This window comes from Pantoea brenneri, from assembly GCF_038594305.1.
GTDB classification, from domain to species: Bacteria; Pseudomonadota; Gammaproteobacteria; order Enterobacterales; family Enterobacteriaceae; genus Pantoea; species Pantoea brenneri.
In genome coordinates this window covers 127,389-147,440 of the sequence record NZ_JBCGBG010000005.1, presented here as the reverse complement: position 1 = coordinate 147,440, position 20,052 = coordinate 127,389, and the positions used below count along the sequence as shown (strand labels likewise).

Genomic DNA, 20,052 nt, shown 5'->3' with positions numbered 1-20,052 from the left:
TAACGGCGCGGGAGAAAAACTCTCCCGCCGGGCGACGGGAGAGGGAAGACGATTACTCGTTAATGTCCGGGTGCTGCTGCACCAGGTTTTTACGTTTCGCTTCGAGGCGGGCGATCTCTTCGTCGATATCTTCGATTTTGTGCTCGATGTTATCGTGATGTTCCTGCAGGATTTCGCGCGCTTCTTCCATATCCGAGGCGGCTGGTGTTGCACCTTTCAGCGGTTTATTGGCGGTCTCTTTCATGAACAGACCGGTAATCAGGCCAATCACCGCGACCACCATCAGATAGTAGGCTGGCATATAGAGGTTGCTGGTGGTTTCCACCAGCCAGGCGGCCAGGGTCGGGGTCAGACCGGCGATCAACACCGAGATGTTAAACGCACTGGCCAGCGCACTGTAGCGGATGTGGGTCGGGAACATCGCCGGCAGCGACGAGGCCATCACACCGGTAAAGGCGTTGAGGATCACCGCCAGCAGCAGCAGACCGGCAAAAATCAGTCCCAGCACGCCACTGTTGATCATCATAAAGGCTGGAATCGCGAAGATCATCAGGGCGATACTGCCGATGATGACAAACGGACGACGGCCGAAACGGTCACTCATCATGCCGATCATCGGCTGGACAAACAGCATACCGATCATGATGGCGATGATAATCATCACCCCATGATCTTCGCTGTAGTGCAGGTTATGTGACAGGTAGCTCGGCATGTACGTCAGCAACATGTAGTAGGTGACGTTAGTGGCGATCACCAGACCGATACAGGAGAGCAGGCTGCGCCAGTGTTTAGTCGCAATCTCTTTAAACGAGACCTTCGGGCCATCCTGCAGGCCTTCGCGGTCGCCCTGTTCCAGTTTGTCCACGTGCTGCTGGAATGCCGGCGTCTCTTCCAGCGCATGGCGCAGGTAAAGACCGATAATCCCCAGCGGCAGCGCCACGAAGAACGGCAGACGCCAGCCCCACTCAAGGAAGCTATCTTCACCAATAATGGAGGAAATCAGCACCACCAGGCCCGCGCCGAGCACGAAACCGGCAATCGAACCAAAGTCGAGCCAGCTTCCCATAAAGCCGCGTTTGCGGTCAGGCGAATATTCAGCCACGAAGATCGAGGCGCCGGTATATTCACCGCCGACCGAGAAGCCCTGCGCCATCTTGGCTAACAGCAGCAGAATCGGTGCCCAGATGCCGATCGAGGCATAGGAGGGTATCAGGCCGATACAGAAGGTACTGACCGACATGATGATGATGGTGATAGAGAGAATTTTCTGACGACCATATTTGTCGCCCAGCATACCGAAGAACAGCCCACCCAGCGGGCGAATCAGGAAGGGAACAGAGAAGGTGGCGAGCGCCGCAATCATCTGAACGCCCGGCGAGACGTCCGGGAAAAACACTTTACCCAGCGCGTAAGCCACAAAGCCATACACACCGAAGTCAAACCACTCCATCGCGTTACCCAGAGAGGCCGCGGTGATGGCTTTACGTAAACGGGCATCATCGATGATAGTCACATCATCAATGCCAATTGGTTTTACACGCTTCCTACGCAATTTCATAGAATTACCCTGTAATGGAACATGAAAGTCCTCAACGGCGCGAACCGAGCGGAATCGTTCAGACCGCGGCGTTGAGGAAATTAAAGCATAGCCGTAAACAGGTGCATTTTATCGGCTAGCCAACGCAATAATTAGTGCCGGGATTATTGCATTAAGCGACAGAGTATACCGTTTTTGTGTGATATCTGTCATGTTTGAGCTAAAACTAACCCCTCTGGCCGATCGTTTACCCCGTTTATCACCCTGAAAAAAATAATCACTCTGCGTGACGAACGACGCTTTTTTCAGCAGAGTTGCCGCCATTTCTGCCGCTTCGGTTAGTTTTCAGGCGATTTACTGCGGAAAGGGGCGGGTGTCAGCGATGCTGAAACATTCAGATACATTTACCGGATCAGCCGAGCGCTGGCGAAAAGATCAGCAGCAGCGAGCAGCGCGGTGAAGCTGGCTGGCGGGTTGAGGCTGGCGAAACGGCAGCCAGGGTCGCCGATATTTCGCGCTGATAACTGGCTGGCAACCGTGGGATGTCAGAGGGGATCGTCATGCTGTAACGGGCGCTGTCCGTGTTGCTCCAGCCAGGCGATCAGCGCAACGTTATCCATCGGGCGGGCATAGTAGTAACCCTGAATAAACACCACTCCACGCTGTTGCAGATAGCGGAACTGCAGGGCGGTTTCAACCCCTTCGCCCAGCACCTCCAGCTGCAGTTTATGGCTGAGGTTAATAATGGCGTCCAGCACCGGCGTTTCACCGTCCAGCGATTCAATGGCGTTAATAAAGCCGCGATCGATTTTCAGGTAGTCCAGTGCGAAGGTCTGCAGATAGCTCAGTGAGCAGTTGCCCGTACCGAAGTCATCAATCGCCACCTTCATGCCGATCTGCCGCAGCTGTTCCAGCTTACGCGCCACGCCTTCGCCATCTTTAATCAGGCTGCGCTCCGTCAGCTCAAGGGTGATCATGAACTGCTTCTCTTTCACCCGCTCGGCAAAATGCAGCATATCGCTGACAAATTCAGGATGCTGCAGATGATCGGCGGCCACATTAATCGCCAGATGGAAGTGCGCAGGTACCTGCCAGCCTTGCACATCCTCCGCAATCAGATCGAGCAGATGACGGGTCAGCGGCACAATCATCCCTTCGGCTTCGGCAGCACCGATAAAAATGTCCGGCCGCACGCCAATGCCATCGGGCATGGTCCAGCGCAACAGCGCTTCTGCACCGCTGCAGCGCTGTAACCGTTCGTCATAAACCGGCTGATAGTGTGCCCTGAACTGGCCGCCAGCGATGGCGCGACGGATCTCATCACGCCAGGAGATACGGCGTCGGAGCCAGTTCGAGGTCAGGATCATCAGCAGAATGGAAAAAATGGCCGCCATCGGCAGGAAGATAAACAGCACCTGTCGCCAGGCCGTTATCAGTTCGCTCGGCGGCGCGACCACCGTAACGCTCAGCGGATAACGCCGGGAAGTGGCCTGGTAAACCAGCGGTTCAAACCAGCCCTGCGCGGTGGTTTGCGCTGCGCCATAAGCGATCGGCGCGCCGCCGCTAAACTGCATGCTCAGGTGATAGCCGCGTGCGCTGCCAATCGCCTGCATAAAATCGATCAGATACTGGCCATCGATCACTGCCCAGAAACCTTCTCCGCCCGGCAGTTCACGCACGAACACCACCGCCGGACGATACGGCACCGCGTACGTCCCGGCGATCGACAGACTCCACCAGGCTTTGCCGGTCACCGGCACATCACGCATCATCATTTGTGATAGCGAGCCAGAATTTAGTCCATAGGCGGAAGAGCAGGCGATCTGATCCTTTTCCAGTTTACCAATGGCACGGAAATAGGCGTTGAGGGTACCGAGTCGCTGCAGGGTGTTTTCAATCTGGCTGCAGGGTTGGTTCTGAAACTGGCGTAGTGAGCTGATCATATCCCAGGCGCTGTCGCTCATTTTCTCAGCCTGAGATAAAAGCGTATTGGCGGCGCTCACCTGCTGTTGGTGGACCGTATGGCGCGCATCGAGGGCGGTGAAAAAAATGCCAAGTATTAAAGGCAACACGCCGGATACGATGATAATCAGCCTGGCGTAATCGCGTTTTCGTTGCAATATCGGCACCGCAAAATCCTCTGAGTGTTATAGGCGTTATGAGGAGGTGCTAATCAATCGGCGCAGCATAGCATGTCTCCGGGCGATGCAGGTTAGCGTTTTGGCCACCAACAGAACTGATTAAGGTCAATTATCGTCCAGAGAATGCATTAGTTGACAATGTTTTGCTTTTGCTGGCATTCAGACATGATTTTAAACGTATTCCGAAAGAAAGGGCAGGTCGCGGGCGGCAACGCCGGTTGCTGTGGCATGGCGGGCACCGGACAAGAGGGCGGCAGAACGGAGCGCTCAACGGCGAAACCAGCCCCGGCCAGCTTCAGGCCGGACCCAGGGCCAGTCGGGTTAACTCAGTGGTTAAAATAGATCTGTTTCAGGGCCACTTCGACACCACGTAATTCCGCCAGTCCTTTCAGACGTCCAATGGCAGAGTAGCCGGGGTTGGTGCGTTTGTGCAGATCGTCCAGCATCTGATGTCCGTGATCGGGCCGCATCGGGATAGCCCGGCCGTTGCCAGCCTGACGGCGACGCTGCTCTTCAGCCAGAATCACTTTGATCACCCCGACCATATCAACGTCACCTGCAAGGTGGGCAGCTTCGTGGAAGCTGTTGGGATTGTCCTCACGCTTGGTGGCGCGCAGGTGCACAAAATTGATGCGGTCGGCAAAGGCTTCCGCCATCTCAACCAGCGGGTTATCGGCGCGAACGCCATATGAGCCGGTACAGAAACAGAAGCCGTTGTGCAGACTGTCTACCGTCTGTTTCAGCCACTGCATATCTTCCTGAGTCGAGATAATGCGCGGCAGGCCGAGAATCGGGCGCGGCGGATCGTCCGGATGCACCGCCAGTTTGATGCCCACCTCTTCCGCCACCGGCACAATGGCGCGCAGGAAGTTGGCCATATGCTCGCGCAACCGGGCTTTATCGATGCCGTCATATTGCGTCAGCTGTGCCTGGAACTGCTCAAGGGTGTAGCCCTCTTCGGCACCGGGCAAACCGGCAATAATATTGCGCACCAGGGTGTTTTTCTCTTCTTCGCTCATGGCGGCGAACAGTCGGGCGGCGGCCTGCTGTTCGGCGACGCTGTAATCCTGTTCGGCACCCGGCCGTTGCAGCAGATGCAGCTCAAAGGCGGCAAAAGCGTCGGCGTCAAAGCGCAGCGCTTTCGCCCCATCCGGCAGAGTCCAGGCGAGGTCGGTGCGGGTCCAGTCCAGCACCGGCATGAAGTTGTAGCAGACGGTATCAATGCCACAGGCGGCCAGATTACGTATCGACTGCTGATAGTGAGCAATATAGCGCAGGTAGTCGCCGCGCTGGGTCTTGATCGATTCATGCACCGGAATGCTCTCGACCACCGACCAGACCAGTCCTTTCTCTGCCAGCAACGCCTGGCGGGCTTTAATCTCTTCTACCGGCCAGATTTCGCCGTTAGGAATATGGTGCAGCGCGGTTACGATGCCGGTTGCGCCAGCCTGACGGGCATCATCCAGCGAGACCGGATCGTTCGGACCGTACCATCGCCATGTATGTTCCATGTTTACTCCTCAACTGTGATGTGGCCCAGTGGTCAGGCCGCTGGACCAAGAGTATGATAGTCAGCAAAATGAGGCCGTGATCCCGATCGCAGCATGACAAACTGCGCGATCGGTGAAGCCAGATAACAGGAGTGGATGATGGCGCTGCCAGTGGTAAAAACCGAACGTCTTTATCGTCAGATTGCCAACGCCATTATGGCGGGTATTGATCGCGGCGAGTTTGTCGCCGGTGGGATGCTGCCGCCGGAACGTGAGCTGGCGAAGCAGCTGGGGGTCAGCCGCTCTTCAGTACGTGAGGCGTTAATTGCGCTGGAGATGACCGGCTGGGTCGATATCCGTACCGGCACCGGCGTCTTTGTCTCTCAGCCGTTGCCCGAGACGGCAACCCCGCAGGAGAGCGAAGCCTGCAGCCTGCAGGATCTGTTACAGGCCAGAGAAGCGTTTGAAGGGATGCTGGCGGGATTTGCCGCGCGCAACGGCACCCCGGCACAGCGCGCTGCCCTGCTGGCGCTGCTGGCGCAGCTGCAACAGCACGCGCAAAATGATGCTGCCTTTCTGGAGCAGGATAAACGCTTTCATCTGTTGATCAGTGAGATGAGCGGCAACGACCTGCTGCGCGAGATGCTGGAGCAGCTATGGAACAAGCGCCACAGTCCGCACGTGCAGCGGCTGGAGCGCCATTTCGCCGATAACAGTTTTGCCCTTGAGATGAACGCCGATCATCAGCAGATCGCCAACGCGATCGTGGCCGGTGACGAAGTGGCGGCCCGTCAGGCGATGGAGAATCATCTGCGTCACGTCCAGCAACGACTACTTGGTTAAGCCTCGCGCCCGTTTTGGTCGCCCGGTGCCCAGCATAATCGCCAGCCGGCTACCGCCCGGCGTGGTCTCCATCAGGATTTTGGTAATGCTGGTGAGCGGCACCGATAATAGCATCCCGACCGGACCGAGCAGCCAGCCCCAGAACACCAACGACAGAAACACCACCAGAGTGGATAAACCCAGTCCCCGGCCCATCAGGCGCGGCTCCAGCATATTGCCAAACACCATATGGATAGCGGTAAACAGCGCCGCCACCATCGCCGCATCAAACAGGCTGTTGAGTAATAACGCCTGCAAAAACGGCGGAATGCCGGCAATGATCGGGCCGATATTGGGAATGAAGTTGAGGATAAACGCCACCACACCCCACAGCAGGGCGAATTTCACATCCAGCAGATAGAGGCTGAGCCACACCGACAGGCCGGTTATCACACTGACCAGCGTCTTCAGCGCCAGATAGTGCGTCACCCCTTTCAGCGCTTTATGCAGTCCGGCGATACGGATCTTGGGATTAACCAGCGCATTACGCATTTTGTAGGGCAGGTGATGCACTTCAAACAGCATAAAAACCACGGTCAGGATCAGCAGCACCGTATTGGTCATGGCACCCGAAAAGCCGCTCAGCGCCACCGTTGCCAGGTTCATCATGGTGTTCGGGTCGAAGCGCTGAATTAACACATCGGTCGAGATGTTGAGGTGAAAGCCAGCCGCCAGATGCTGCAATATCGTCATTTTCTGCTCCATGGTGGCGCGCAGCTGCGGGTAGAGATCGGAGAACTCACTCATTGAACTGGCCAGCACCGCGCCAAGCAGCAGGATGACGAAGAAGATCACCGTGATAACCAGCGTAATCGCCAGCCCACGGCGAAAACCGCGCCGCATCAGCATGGTGACCAGCGGGTTGAGCACAATGGCAAAAAAGGCCGCCAGCAACAGTGGCACCAGAATATCGGACGCGGCCCGCACGCCGGCGAGGATAATCACCAGCATCGCCAGTTTGATCAAAATATTTTGTCCGATTTTTTCCCGTTGCAGCTCGCTCATTCCCTCTCCCATCACACAAATTGGCTGAGCAAAGTGTAGCTGAAGTAAAATTAACAAGCTGATTTATCAGAGAAACGGTAAAAACAGCCGCCGGATTTGAGACCACCGGGACCTCTGGCGCGTCAGCCAGTGAATCCCCTGTCGGGTCTGACTCCGCCGTTTGCAGCATTTGCGCGGATGGCAAAAATAACGCCACCGGATGGCCGCCGTGATGCGTTGCCGGTGAAAGCAGGTATAGTTAACAGCTAACCGTTACCTTTCAGCCAACTACGCGCGCGAGGACTGATGCCTGACCAACCTGCAGCGGAGCCGACTACCGCATCCGGTAGCGTAAAAATATCTCTGCTGATCCTCTCTATCGTGATCTACAACTTCGCCAGTTATCTCACTATTGGTCTGCCACTGGCGATTCTGCCGGGCTGGGTGCACGACACGCTGGGCTTTAGCGCCTTCTGGGCCGGGTTAGTGATCAGCCTGCAGTATGTGGCGACGCTGCTGAGCCGGCCGCATGCCGGACGCTATGCCGATCTCTGGGGGCCTAAGAAAGTGGTGGTGATCGGGCTGGTGGGTTGCCTGATCAGCGGCGTCTGTATCCTGCTGGCGGCGCTGACGCTCGACAGTCCGTTGCTGAGCCTGACGCTACTGTGCATCGGCCGGTTGATCCTCGGGGTGGGGCAGAGTTTCACCGGCACCGGCACCTCATTGTGGGGCGTGGCGCGGGTTGGTTCGTTGCACATTGGCCGGGTGATCTCATGGAACGGCATCGTCACCTACGGCGCGATGGCGATTGGCGCGCCGCTCGGGGTACTGATTTACCGGCTCGGCGGGCTGCTGTGGCTGTCGGGGATCATCATCGCCATCTGCCTGGTAGGGATTGCCGGGGCCTTGCCGCGTCCGGCCGTCAAAGGCAGTAAAGCCAGACCGCTGCCGTTCCGCGCGGTGCTGGGAAAAATTGCCGGCTTCGGCGCGATTCTGGCGATGGGCTCTGCCGGTTTCGGCGTCATTGCTACCTTTATTACCCTGTTTTATCAGGATAAAGGCTGGGGAGGCGCCGCCTTTGCGCTGTCGCTGTTCAGCGGGGCTTTCGTCGGGGCGCGGCTGTTGTTTCCGAACGCCATCAACCGGCACGGTGGTTTGCGGGTTGCCAGCATCTGTCTGGCGGTTGAAGCAATCGGACTGTTTCTGGTAGCCGCCGCTGGCGATCCGTGGATGGCCAAAGCGGGGGCGTTTCTTACCGGAGCCGGTTTCTCGCTGGTGTTCCCGGCGCTGGGGGTGGTGGCAGTAAAAGTGGTGCCGCAGCAAAATCAGGGCAGCGCGCTGGCAACGTACACCGCCTTTATGGATCTGTCGCTCGGCATTACCGGGCCGATCGCCGGGCTGATCATGAGCTATGCCGGGGTTTCTCAGGTCTACCTGCTGACGGCACTGCTGGTCTGTCTGGCGTGCGTCTGCACTCTGCGTCTGCAGTTGAGGCAACCGGCTACAGAGCCACATCAGGGATAAAAAAAGGGCCCCAACCGGGGCCAAACGTCTTTTCAGACACAGACAAGAAGATGTTCGGACGATGATTTGTGCAGGCTCAGGCCTGCAGCAGTTCGATACTGTGACGAATCTGGCGTTCAATCTCAGCCGGTGTCCAGCTATCCAGCTGGCTGGAGAAGGGTTCAAACGCGTAAATTCCCTTGTAACCCAGCATCTCCAGCCGCTTGACCTGCACCACGCTGTTCAGCACATCGCCATCGCTTAACATCACCCGTTCCTCATCAGTCAGTTCCGCCGTCGGGCGCAGATCTTCCACGCCAGAGAGATGCACCAGCCCGATTTGCTCAACCTCAATGCCCAGCGGAAACTCCTGTTCAGCCTGCTCATAGAGATGATGATGGAAGGTATCCAGCACCAGCTTAAACGGCACCGCTGCCTCAGCAATCAGCTGTTGCGCCTGCACGGCCGAACGCAGTGAGCTGACCGGAAATCCCAGCGGCTCGACCAGGCCCTGAATCCCATAATGGGCAAAGCGCGGAGCCAGCTGCTGCAGCGCCGCCACGGTTTGCTGCGGCGATACGCTGATTCCCTCGTTGAGCGGACACATCACCAGCGCACGGGCGCCAATCCGTTGCGCCTCCTGTAACAACGCCTCCGTCCGGGTCAGCAGATCGTCATCAATGCGGTTAAAGGGATAGAGGGCGTTAATGGTGACAATATCAATGTGGTATTTGTCGGTCAGCGCGCGCAGCTGTTCAGCAGTGAGGCCGTCAGTCACCCTGCCGCCCGGCATATCATTACGCAGCTCCACCTTACTCAGCCCCAGGCGCTGGACCAGCTGGAAAAAAGCCTCCAGTGAGAGCCGGGGCGCGATTTTACGATTAATACAGAAGCGGGTGGGATCGATGGCCATGCTGCGACTCCGGTGACAGGAAAGAGGAAGATGGGGCTAAAGAGAACATTTATTTCATTATTTATGAATTATGAAATGGTAATTATTAGATCCGTCTCGCATTAATTCCATATTCCGTTTCACTGCGGACCGGTAAAACCCGATCGCGCCAGCAAAAACCGTGACTTTTTCACCCGGCTAACGGATTTGTCAGCGGCCGTAAAGCGCCTGACAGGCTGGCTTTGGCCCGATATCAGGCTGCCTCGATCGGGTGACGATAAAAATGCGATCTGTGCCGCTAAAAAGAAATTTTCTAAAAATATCCATTTGAAAAATTTGTTCCACTGTAATAGTTTCATAGCACGCTTTCAGGTTTGCCTGATCAGGCTGCGGGACAGGCCGCACAGTGAGTCTGCAGGGAACTTAACCATTTAAAGAGGCAACATCATGACTATCACAGGAAACTTTATTGGCGGTAAAACCACCTTCAGCGCCAGCAACGAAACCATCCCGGTTTACGATCCGGCAACCGGAAAAGTGGTACGTGAACTGACGCAGAGTACTGCTGACGAAGTGGCTCATGCGATTGAGGTTGCGCACAACGCCTTCCCGGCCTGGTCGAAAACCTCACCGCTGCGCCGTGCCCGTGTGCTGTTCAACTTCAAAGCGCTGATGGAACAACATCGCGATGAACTGGCGGCGCTGATTGTCTCCGAACATGGCAAAGTCTGGTCTGACGCGCTGGGCGAACTGACCCGCGGCATTGAAGTGATTGAGTTTGCCTGCGGGATCCCGCATCTGCTGAAAGGGGAATACTCACCGAATGTCGGCAGTGGCGTTGACAGCTTTTCGCTGATGCAGCCGGTCGGGGTTGTGGCGGGGATTACGCCGTTTAACTTCCCGGCGATGGTGCCGCTGTGGATGTTCCCGATCGCTCTGGCCTGCGGCAATACCTTTGTTCTGAAGCCGCCTGCGCTTGATCCGTCTGCCGCGGTCCGCATGGCGGAACTGCTTACCGAAGCGGGTCTGCCAGATGGCGTATTCAACGTGGTACACAGCTCAAATGAAGATGCTGAACAGTTGTACAAAGATCCGCGCATCGCAGCGGTGAGCTTTGTCGGGTCATCCGGCGTAGCAGAACACATCTACAAAACGGCCAGCGCCCACGGTAAGCGGGTACAGGCGTTTGGCGCCGCCAAAAACCACGCCATCGTGATGCCGGATGCCGATCTGGATGCCACCGTGAACGCCATTATGGGTGGGGCGTTTGGATCAGCGGGTGAGCGCTGCATGGCGCTGCCGGTGGTGGTCGCGGTTGGTGATGATACGGCTGACAAACTGATTGCCCGCCTGACGCCGCTGGTAAAAGCGCTGCGTGTCGGGCCTGGCATCAATAAAGGCGCAGAAGAGAATGAGATGGGGCCGGTGGTTTCGGCGGCGCATCAGAAGAAAGTGCTCGGCTACATTGATAAAGGTGAGCAGGAAGGTGCGAAGCTGGTGGTGGATGGCCGCACTATTCAGGTGGCCGGACACGCCGAAGGTTACTACGTCGGCGGCACGCTGTTTGATAACGTCACCTCTGACATGGTGATCTGGCGTGAAGAGATTTTTGGCCCGGTGCTGAGCATCATGCGTGCGCCGGACTACGACAGCGCGCTGCAACTGGTCAACAGCCATGAGTTCGGCAACGGCAGCGCCATTTTCACCAGCAACGGCAACACCGCGCGTGAATTTGTCCAGAACGTTGAAGCCGGCATGGTCGGGGTGAACGTGCCGGTTCCGGTGCCGATGGCTTTCCACAGCTTTGGTGGCTGGAAGCGTTCGGTGTTCGGCGCGCTCAACGTCCACGGTCCGGACGGTGTGCGTTTCTACACCCGGATGAAAACCGCCACGGTGCGTTGGCCAGCGGGTCAGCAGACCGTTTCAGAATTCAGTATGCCTACGCTAAGTTAATTCAATGAACTCTGTTTGAGGTGCCCGACCGGCAGGCCGCATTACGATGGCCTGCCGGTTAGCGGTTTCAGGCGGCTGGTTAAATCCGGGCCACTGCGACGGCAAGCGCATCTATCATGCAGAGAGGAGGAATGGGATGTCTTTACTTTCGAAAGCACAAGCACCAGACAGTCAGGGTCGCATTCAGCACGTCACGCCGGAGCGCGCCGGCTGGCGTTATGTCGGTTTCGACGTTTATCTGTTGAAGAAGGGAGAAACCCTGCGCCTCAGCAGCGGTGATAACGAGCTGTGCCTGGTGTTAGTCGCCGGGCTGGCCTCGGTTAAAACCCGCCACGCAGAATTCCCTGGCATCGGTAAGCGCATGTCACCGTTTGAGCGCGTACCGCCGTGGTCAGTCTATGTCCCGCATGACGATGAAGTCGACGTGCAGGCCGACAGCGATCTGGAACTGGCAGTCTGTAGCGCGCCGGGCCACGGCAATCTGCCTGCGCGGCTGATTGCGCCGGAAGATGTCGGGGTGGAGCATCGTGGCAAAGGACGTAACCAGCGGCTGGTACACAATATTCTGCCGGATAATAAACCGGCTGACAGTCTGCTGGTGGTGGAAGTCTATACCAATGAAGGCGATACCAGCTCTTATCCCAGCCACAAGCACGACCAGGAAGAGAGCGAAGACGAAACCTATCTGGAAGAGACCTATTATCACCGTTTCGATCCGGAACCGGGCTTTGCCATGCAGCGGGTTTACACCGACGATCGCTCGCTGGACGCGTGCATGGCGCCCTACAATCGCGATGTGGTGATAGTGCCGCGTGGCTATCATCCGGTGGCGACGCTGGCGGGTTACAACAACTACTACCTGAACGTGATGGCCGGACCGGTGCGGCTGTGGAAGTTTACCTGGGAGAAAGATCACGCCTGGGTCAACAGCGACGACTATCCGCGTCAGTCATAACTGTCTCACCGTCAGCCGTAACCGTTCTACAGCCGGCCGTGATTAAGCTCACCGCCGACCAATAAAAAAGGCAGCCAACAGGCTGCCTTTTTTAATCGCCTGAATCAGGGCGTTTCCGCATTGTTCAGTGCCAGTGACACCGCCAGCGTCTGCGCCAGACAAAGTGATGCAACCTGCGACCGGAAGCCATCCACCTGCGCTTCACGCACCACAAAACAGACGTCGCTGAAGGCGGCCAGCGGGCTGACCTGGCTGTCGGTGATGGCAATCTGATGCGCACCGCGCTTGGCACCCATTTCAACCACTTCGACCGCTTCACGCGCATACGGCGAGTAGCTGATGGCAATCACCACATCTTTAGGATTCACCAGGCTGAGCTGTTCGGTAAACATGCCGCCGAGGCCGTCGATCAGGAAGGCCCGGCGTTCCAGATGGCGCAGCGCATACACCAGATAAGAGGCGACGCTGAAAGAACGGCGCAGGCCAATCACATAGATATTCTCGGCCTCGTTCAGCAGCTTCACCGCTTTGTTCAGCTGCTCCGGATTAACCTGCATCGCCAGCTGCTGTAACGCCTGGCTGTTAACCATGGTAAACACGTTGAGGATCTCAGCCGGGCTTTCAGGCGCACTGGCGCTGTCATCGGTTGAGGTCTGACGAAACAGACGGGCGCGTTCAGTGTAGTTAACCGTCTCTTCCATCAGGTGCTGACGAAAAACCTGTTTCATTTCATTGAAGCCGCTAAAGCCAAAAGCGTTGGCAAAGCGAATCAGGGTTGATGGTGGGACATCAGCCTGCTGGGCAATAGAGGCCACGGTATCAAAGGCAATGCTATTGCTGTTATCAAGAATGTAACGCGCAACCTGTTTAAGACGTTTGCTCAGCGTTTCGTAGCGGCGACGAATATCGTCCTGCAATAAAGAAAGTTGGGTGGGATTATTGGTCATTACTTCTGCCCGTGTAATAAGAATAATGGCTGGATAATGAGCGCTATAGTACCAGATGGATGGAAAATTTCATTTGTTTGCGTCAACAGAGCGGTTTATTTCATGGCTTTATGAATTGCTTCACAGAATGTCCCGGCGTGGCCAGCCGGAGAGGCGGTTCGTGGCGCACAAGGATAAAACGGCGCTGATTTGCGGCTGTCAGGATGGGGAGAGTGAGGATAGCAGGGCGGGCGACAGCAGAAGGATGACGGTGTAAGACATAAAAAACGCCACCCTCTGAGCAGGATGGCGTCTGGCGGGCTGCATCAGGCGCGGGCGGCGCGCCAGTACTCAATCAGCCGCAGGTAGTTGCCTTTCACGGTGTCGATCAGCGACTGATCGTCCAGTTCGCCCTGTAACCACTGGCGCGATGGCTGACCAAAAATCGTCCGGCCGACAGCAAAGCCTTTTACCCATGGCGCTTTCGCCGCAGCGGCGAAGCCAGCTTTGAGCTTCTCTTCCGGCGCGTCCAGACCGAGTAACAGAATGCCGCGGCAGTGCGGGTCCTGCTGTTCGATCAATCCGCTGATCGCCTGCCAGCTTTCGGCCGACAGCGGCGGCAGTTTCCACCAGTCCGGCTGAATGCCGAGGCTGTAGAAGTGACTGAGAATATCAAAATAGTAACCTTCATTACGATCCGGGTTGCTCTCCGGCAAAATCACTTCCAGCAGCAGTTCATGGCCACTTTTGTTACAGCCGTTCCAGACATCCAGTACCTGCTCATCCTGCTCTTTACGCAGTTCGGCACTGTCGTGCGGATGATAAAACACCAGGCATTTCACGACGTGTTCGGCTGGCCAGTCGATTAGCTGTGAGCCGATGTTGCCATGTTCCAGCCGCAGCGGGCGCGAACCCGGCAGTTCAATCGGGCGACCAATCCACCACTGTTTACCGGTGATGGCATTCAGCGCTTTCTGGCCGTAAGTGGTATCCGCCAGAATACCGCTTTTGTTCTCCAGTCCGGCGGTTTGCGCCGCTTCCTCGGCCGCTTTCAGCAGCAGCAGTTTAAGCTGTGGAATTTTGCTCTCATCGACGCCCGCTTCGCGCGCCATATCCACCAGCTGTTTACGATGGTCAAAGGCGAACACGTTCAGTTCCGGCCACTGCTGTTTGCGGGTGGTCACGCGGTGCAGATGGTTGAGGCGACTGTCGAGATCGGGCCGTTTCACCTCTTTATCGCGACTCAGGAAATCATCCAGCTCCGCTTTGGTGGGCATGGCGGGCGCGCAGCCGTGGCGTGACACCACCAGCGCTCCGCAGGCGTTGGCGTAACGGCACGCCTGTTCCCAGCCTTCATCGTTCAGCCAGCCACGCAGCAGGCCGGACATAAAAGCATCGCCTGCGCCCAGCACGTTTAGCACTTCGACCCGCACCCCGCTGTGCAGCCGGGTCTGTTCCCAGCTATCCGGGATCTCACCTTCAAACACTACGCAGCCCAGCGGACCGCGTTTGCAGACCAGCGTCGCCTGACTGGCCTGACGCACGTTCTTCAGGGCGGTCAGCGTATCGGTGCTGCCACCGGCAATATGAAACTCTTCTTCGGTACCGACGATTAAATCGAAATAATGCACCACTTCCTGTAGCTGTTGCGTCACCTGCGACGATTCAATGAAACGGGTTTCACCGTCGCCGAGCGAGGTCAGTCCCCACAGCACCGGACGATAATCGATATCCAGTGCGGTACGCAGGCCGTTGCGGCGGGCAATATCCAGTGCTTTGAGCACCGCTTCGCGGGTCTGCGGGTGGGATAAGTGGGTGCCGGTCACCGCGACCGCGCGCGAAGAGGCGATAAAATCTTCCTGCACGTCGTCCGGTACCAGGCCCATATCGGCGCAGTTATCACGGTAGAAAATCAGCGGAAAAGTCTCTTCATCTTTAATACCGAGGATCACCATGCCGGTCAGGCGTTTTTCGTCGGTGATTAAGGCATCGGTATTACAGCCGACGCGCTGCAACTCTTCGCGCAGAAAGCGACCATTGTGCTCATCTCCCACCCGCGCCAGCATCGCCGATTTCAGGCCCTGAATCGCGGTGCCATAGGCGACGTTGCCTGAGGAACCCCCGAGATATTTGGCGAATGAGGTGACATCCTCCAGCCGCGCCCCGATCTGCTGACCATAAAAATCGACGGCGATGCGCCCGATACAAATCACATCAAGCCGCTTCTGTTGTGTACTCATACCTGTGGTTTCCTTCTGTGATTAGCAGACACTGCGGGCGAAAAGCCCGACGTTGCGCGCTTTGCTTCCGGGTCTATAGGTGCCTGATTGGCTATGAGGGCAGTATGAGGAATAAAAATTCCAAGTTCAACATGAAATGAAATATCCATCGCGATTTTGTGAACCAGGTAAAACTCCTGATTCCACTCAGCGATCGGCAGAGCCAGGTTGACGGCGCCCGGCATATCAGGGTTGTGAGAGAGATCGCAGGAATATCCCCATTAATAGAGGAAGCTGCTGAAGTGAAATGAATTTTTTCATCATTCGGTGATGTCCATAAAACGTTCCAGTTTTCCCGGTCCGGATCGCCTGTCAGCCCCGGCAGCGTCACTAAATTTGATCTCACTCGCAAAATGAAATGTTTCTTCTGTAATTGTATTTTATGAAAAATATATTTGTTTATAATCGCCTCACGTTTCAATTATACCGGTCGCCTTTTCCGCAGTATGACTTCGCCTGGCGCGTTGTACCGGAGTCAGGTACCACCAGCATGTAAAGGAAGAGCATATGGGCACAATCAGACTGACCACTGCACAGGCGCTGGTTAAATTTCTTGATAATCAATACATTGATGTTGATGGCGTTGAGACTAAGTTTGTAAAAGGCATCTTCGCCATTTTCGGTCATGGCAACGTGCTGGGAATGGGACAGGCGCTGGAGCAGGATAGCGGCGATCTGGTGGTGTATCAGGGACGCAATGAGCAGGGCATGGCGCATGCCGCCACCGGCTTTGCTAAACAGTCACTGCGTCGTCAGATCATCGCCTGCAGCTCGTCAGTCGGACCCGGCGCCGCCAACATGATTACCGCGGCTGCCACCGCCACCGCGAACCGTATTCCGCTGCTGCTGTTGCCCGGCGACGTGTTCGCTACCCGCCAGCCCGATCCGGTTTTGCAGCAGATTGAGCAGAGCTACGATCTTAGCATCAGCACCAACGACGCCTTCCGGGCCGTCAGCAAATACTGGGACCGCGTCAGCCGTCCGGAACAGCTGATGTCGGCCTGCATTAACGCCCTGCGCGTGCTGACCGATCCGGCCGAAACCGGCGCGGTAACGCTGTCGCTGCCGCAGGATGTGCAGGGTGAAGCCTGGGATTACCCGGACTATTTCTTCCAGAAGCGGGTGCACCGACTGGATCGTCGCCTGCCGGTTGCGGCGCAGCTGGCCGATGCCCTGACGCTGATCGGCCGTAAGCGCAAGCCGCTGATCGTCTGTGGCGGCGGGGTTAAATACTCTGAAGCGGGTGAGGCGCTGCGCCAGTTCGCCGAGCGTTATCAGATTCCGTTTGCCGAAACGCAGGCGGGCAAAGGCACGGTGATCTCCGACCATCCGCTTAACGTCGGCGGCGTCGGTGAAACCGGCTGTCTGGCCGCCAACCTGCTGGCAAAAGAGGCTGATTTAGTCATCGGCATCGGTACCCGTTACACCGACTTCACCACCGCCTCGAAATGGATTTTCCAGAATCCGGACGTCAGCTTCCTCAATATCAACGTCAGCAATTTCGACAGCTACAAGCTGGATGGCGTACAGCTGCTGGCCGATGCCCGTGAAGGGTTGACCGCGCTGACGGCCGCGCTGGCGTCACAGCATTACAGTAACGACTGGGGCAGCCAGATTGAACAGGCGCAGAGCAAACTGCTGAAAGAGACTCAGCGTGTCTATCAGGTGGAGTATCACCAACAGGACTTTGTGCCGGAGATTGCCGACCATCTCGATCGTGAAGCGGTATTCGCCGAGTTCAACCGCCTGACCCAGTCAGTCCTGACGCAAAGCAGCGTGCTCGGTACGCTGAACCAACAGTTACCCAAAGAGGCGGTGATTGTTGCGGCAGCGGGCAGCTTGCCCGGCGATCTGCAGCGCGTCTGGCGCACCAAAGATTACAACGCCTATCACGTGGAGTACGGCTACTCCTGTATGGGTTATGAAGTTAACGCCGCGCTGGGCGCAAAACTGGCGCAGCCGCAGCGAGAAGTCTATGCGCTGGTCGGCGACGGCTCTTTCATGATGCTGCATTCCGAGCTGGTTACCTCGATTCAGGAAGGGGCGAAGATCAACGTGGTGCTGCTGGATAACATGACCAACGGCTGCATCAATAACCTGCAAATGGAACACGGAATGGACAGCTTCACCACCGAGTTCCGCTTCCGTAATCCGGAAGGTGGCAAGCTGGATGGGGGCTTCGTGCCGGTTGATTTCGCCGCTATCGCGGCAGGCTACGGCTGTAAAACCTACCGCGTCACCACGCTGGAGCAGCTAAAAGCCGCGCTGGAAGATGCCAGAACGCAGACCGTTTCCACGCTTATTGACATCAAAGTGCTGCCGAAAACCATGATCCACAAATATTTCAGCTGGTGGCACGTTGGCGTCGCGCAGGCCTCCGATTCTGAACGGGTTCAGGCGGTAGCGGATAAGCTGAAAACCCATCTGGATCAGGCGCGTAAATACTAATTTCAGGGCCGGATCACGGCCCCTTTCCTCTTATCTCAGCACGAACCCTACACAGGTGTAATTATGACTTTGAAACTTGGCGTCATCGGTACAGGTGCAATTGGTCAGGAACATATTCGCCGCTGCAACCACGTGTTGCAGGGCGCACAGGTGGTTGCCGTCTCGGATATCAACGTTGACGGCGCGCGCGCTGCGCTGCAGCGCCTGAACATCGAGGCGCAAGTGTTCCAGAACGGACTTGACGTGATCCAGTCACCAGAGGTGGATGCGGTGCTGGTGACGTCATGGGACCCGACCCACGAAGAGTTCACCTTAGCTGCGATTGCCGCGGGCAAACCGGTGTTCTGTGAGAAGCCGCTGGCGATGAGCGCCGAAGGCTGTCGCCGGGTGGTGGACGCTGAAATCCAGGCCGGCAAACGGCTGGTGCAGGTCGGCTTTATGCGCCCTTACGATGCTGGCTACCGCGCGCTGAAAAAAGTGATTACCGACGGGGATATTGGCGAGCCGCTGATGCTGCACTGTGCGCACCGTAACCCGACCGTGCCGGAAAATTACACCACGCCGATGGCGATCACCAACACGCTGATCCATGAACTGGACGTGCTGCGCTGGCTGACCAATGACGATTATAAAACGGTGCAGGTGGTCTTCCCGCGCGTCACCTCAAAATCCCATGCCCAACTGAAAGATCCGCAGATTGTACTGTTTGAGACCCAGAAAGGGGTACGCATCGACGTCGAGATCTTCGTCAACTGCGCCTATGGCTATGACATCCAGTGCGAAGTGGTTGGGGAAGAGGGCATTGCCCGGTTGCCTGAGCCGTCGTCGGTGCAGCTGCGTAAAGATGCCCGATTGTCGAACACCATTCTGGTTGACTGGAAAGATCGGTTTATCGAAGCGTATGACGTGGAGCTGCAGGCGTTCATCAACGACGTGAAAGCGGGCACGCTGACCGGTCCGTCTGCCTGGGATGGCTTTGCCGCCTCAGTGGCCGCCGATGCCTGTATCAAAGCGCAAAACAGCGGTGCGATTGAAACGGTAGAGATGCCGCCACGTCCTGCTTTCTACTCTTAATTCAGCCCAGACAGGCGGGATGACCGCCCCGGCTCAGGAATAAAATGATGAACAAAGACAATGTAAAACTGGCTATCGCCCCGATTGGCTGGACCAACGATGACATGCCGGATCTCGGCAGTGAGAACACCTTCCAGCAGACGGTGAGCGAGATGGCGCTGGCCGGTTTTACCGGTAGCGAAGTCGGCAGTAAATATCCGCGCGATCCAGCGATTCTTAAACCGATGCTCGACATTCGCGGCATTGAGATCTGCAACGCCTGGTTCAGCACCTTTTTTGCCAACGGCGACAAAGCTAAAACCATCGACGAGTTCGTTAACCACATGAACTTCCTGCATGCGATGGGTGCGCGGGTGATTGGCTGTTCAGAACAGAGCAAAAGTATTCAGGGCACCACGCTGGCGGTGTTTGAGCAGAAACCGGTGTTCAGTGATGAGGAGTGGCAGCTGACGGCAGAAGGCTATAACGAACTGGCGCGGATTGCGGCTGAGAAGGGGATGCGGGTCACGCTGCATCACCATATGGGGACCGGTATTCAGACGACTGAAGAGATAGACCGCTTTATGGCCCTGACCGACGATCAGGTTGGCCTGCTGTATGACACCGGTCACGTCTACTACTCTGAGGGATCGCAGCAGAAGATGCTGGCGGTGCTGGAAAAATATCTGCCGCGCATTTTCCACGTCCACCTGAAAGACGTGCGTGACGAGGTCGTCGCCGAGGTGCGCGACAATCATCTCTCCTTCCTGGAAGGGGTGAAAAAGGGCACCTTCACCGTACCGGGCGATGGCGTGATCGATTTCAAACCGGTGTTCAAAATCCTCGACGATTACGGCTACAAAGGCTGGATGGTGGTGGAAGCGGAGCAGGACCCGGCGCTGGCTAACCCGTTTGAATATGCGGTGAAAGCGCGCAAATATATTCGTGAGAACGCAGGATTGTAAGCGCAGGCGGGAAACCGTGAGATAAACCGGCTTCCCCCAGATGG

General features: G+C 56.7%; 15 protein-coding genes. 7 read left to right on the top strand and 8 right to left on the bottom strand.

Annotation, left to right across the window (positions count from 1 at the left end):
* Nucleotides 1-52: 52 nt before the first annotated feature.
* The 4 genes from proP to uxuA all read right to left on the bottom strand — a co-directional run bounded on the left by proP (nucleotide 53) and on the right by uxuA (nucleotide 5,189).
* On the bottom strand, nucleotides 53-1,558 hold the full coding sequence (gene proP / locus AABB92_RS18065) for a glycine betaine/L-proline transporter ProP (RefSeq protein ID WP_031375258.1): 1,506 nt from the start codon (nucleotides 1,556-1,558) through the stop codon (nucleotides 53-55).
* Nucleotides 1,559-1,949: 391 nt separating this feature from the next.
* Nucleotides 1,950-2,099 carry a hypothetical protein gene (locus AABB92_RS18060; RefSeq protein WP_161797056.1) on the bottom strand — a complete coding sequence of 50 codons (150 nt, stop codon included), beginning with the start codon at nucleotides 2,097-2,099 and terminating at the stop codon, nucleotides 1,950-1,952.
* Nucleotides 2,083-3,666: an EAL domain-containing protein gene (locus AABB92_RS18055; protein WP_031375257.1), complete on the bottom strand. Its 1,584-nt coding sequence runs from the start codon at nucleotides 3,664-3,666 to the stop codon at nucleotides 2,083-2,085. Before AABB92_RS18055 ends, AABB92_RS18060 begins: the two co-directional genes overlap by 17 nt.
* 338 nt (nucleotides 3,667-4,004) lie before the next feature.
* Nucleotides 4,005-5,189: a mannonate dehydratase gene (gene uxuA / locus AABB92_RS18050; protein WP_031375256.1), complete on the bottom strand. Its 1,185-nt coding sequence runs from the start codon at nucleotides 5,187-5,189 to the stop codon at nucleotides 4,005-4,007.
* A gap of 138 nt (nucleotides 5,190-5,327) precedes the next feature.
* Here uxuA and AABB92_RS18045 point away from each other — a divergent pair, with 138 nt between their 5' ends.
* The gene (locus AABB92_RS18045; protein WP_031375255.1) at nucleotides 5,328-6,011 is read left to right on the top strand and encodes a FadR/GntR family transcriptional regulator; all 684 of its coding nucleotides are present in this window, start codon (nucleotides 5,328-5,330) and stop codon (nucleotides 6,009-6,011) included.
* On the opposite strand, the gene AABB92_RS18040 is transcribed toward AABB92_RS18045, so the two are convergent.
* A complete protein-coding gene (locus AABB92_RS18040; protein WP_031375254.1) occupies nucleotides 6,000-7,055 on the bottom strand; it encodes an AI-2E family transporter in 1,056 nt (351 codons plus the stop codon). The genes AABB92_RS18045 and AABB92_RS18040 overlap by 12 nt on opposite strands.
* Before the next feature lie 285 nt (nucleotides 7,056-7,340).
* Here AABB92_RS18040 and AABB92_RS18035 point away from each other — a divergent pair, with 285 nt between their 5' ends.
* A complete protein-coding gene (locus AABB92_RS18035) occupies nucleotides 7,341-8,558 on the top strand; it encodes an MFS transporter (RefSeq protein WP_046289371.1) in 1,218 nt (405 codons plus the stop codon).
* A gap of 76 nt (nucleotides 8,559-8,634) precedes the next feature.
* On the opposite strand, the gene AABB92_RS18030 is transcribed toward AABB92_RS18035, so the two are convergent.
* Complete coding sequence (locus tag AABB92_RS18030; protein WP_031375253.1) at nucleotides 8,635-9,450, bottom strand: TIM barrel protein; 816 nt, start codon at nucleotides 9,448-9,450, stop codon at nucleotides 8,635-8,637.
* A 426-nt stretch (nucleotides 9,451-9,876) separates the two neighbouring features.
* Here AABB92_RS18030 and AABB92_RS18025 point away from each other — a divergent pair, with 426 nt between their 5' ends.
* Both AABB92_RS18025 and iolB read left to right on the top strand, forming a co-directional pair.
* Nucleotides 9,877-11,382, top strand: a complete 1,506-nt coding sequence (locus tag AABB92_RS18025; protein ID WP_031375252.1) for a CoA-acylating methylmalonate-semialdehyde dehydrogenase — start codon at nucleotides 9,877-9,879, stop codon at nucleotides 11,380-11,382.
* A gap of 136 nt (nucleotides 11,383-11,518) precedes the next feature.
* Nucleotides 11,519-12,337 carry a 5-deoxy-glucuronate isomerase gene (gene iolB / locus AABB92_RS18020; RefSeq protein WP_031375251.1) on the top strand — a complete coding sequence of 273 codons (819 nt, stop codon included), beginning with the start codon at nucleotides 11,519-11,521 and terminating at the stop codon, nucleotides 12,335-12,337.
* 104 nt (nucleotides 12,338-12,441) lie between these two features.
* Here the strand turns inward: iolB and AABB92_RS18015 are convergent, their stop codons facing one another.
* Nucleotides 12,442-13,284 (bottom strand): MurR/RpiR family transcriptional regulator, encoded by an 843-nt coding sequence (locus tag AABB92_RS18015; RefSeq protein WP_046289370.1) that lies wholly within the window; start codon nucleotides 13,282-13,284, stop codon nucleotides 12,442-12,444.
* Nucleotides 13,285-13,589: 305 nt separating this feature from the next.
* Nucleotides 13,590-15,503 carry a bifunctional 5-dehydro-2-deoxygluconokinase/5-dehydro-2-deoxyphosphogluconate aldolase gene (locus AABB92_RS18010; protein WP_031375249.1) on the bottom strand — a complete coding sequence of 638 codons (1,914 nt, stop codon included), beginning with the start codon at nucleotides 15,501-15,503 and terminating at the stop codon, nucleotides 13,590-13,592.
* 546 nt (nucleotides 15,504-16,049) lie between these two features.
* On the opposite strand from AABB92_RS18010, the gene iolD reads away from it, so the two are divergent.
* The 3 genes from iolD (at nucleotide 16,050) to iolE (ending at nucleotide 20,008) form a co-directional block, all read left to right on the top strand.
* Complete coding sequence (iolD, locus tag AABB92_RS18005; RefSeq protein WP_031375247.1) at nucleotides 16,050-17,990, top strand: 3D-(3,5/4)-trihydroxycyclohexane-1,2-dione acylhydrolase (decyclizing); 1,941 nt, start codon at nucleotides 16,050-16,052, stop codon at nucleotides 17,988-17,990.
* 63 nt (nucleotides 17,991-18,053) lie between these two features.
* Entirely contained in the window at nucleotides 18,054-19,064 is a 1,011-nt protein-coding gene (gene iolG, locus AABB92_RS18000; protein ID WP_031375246.1) for a bifunctional inositol 2-dehydrogenase/D-chiro-inositol 1-dehydrogenase, read from the top strand.
* Nucleotides 19,065-19,111: 47 nt separating this feature from the next.
* Nucleotides 19,112-20,008 (top strand): myo-inosose-2 dehydratase, encoded by an 897-nt coding sequence (gene iolE / locus AABB92_RS17995; RefSeq protein ID WP_031375245.1) that lies wholly within the window; start codon nucleotides 19,112-19,114, stop codon nucleotides 20,006-20,008.
* Nucleotides 20,009-20,052: the final 44 nt, after the last annotated feature.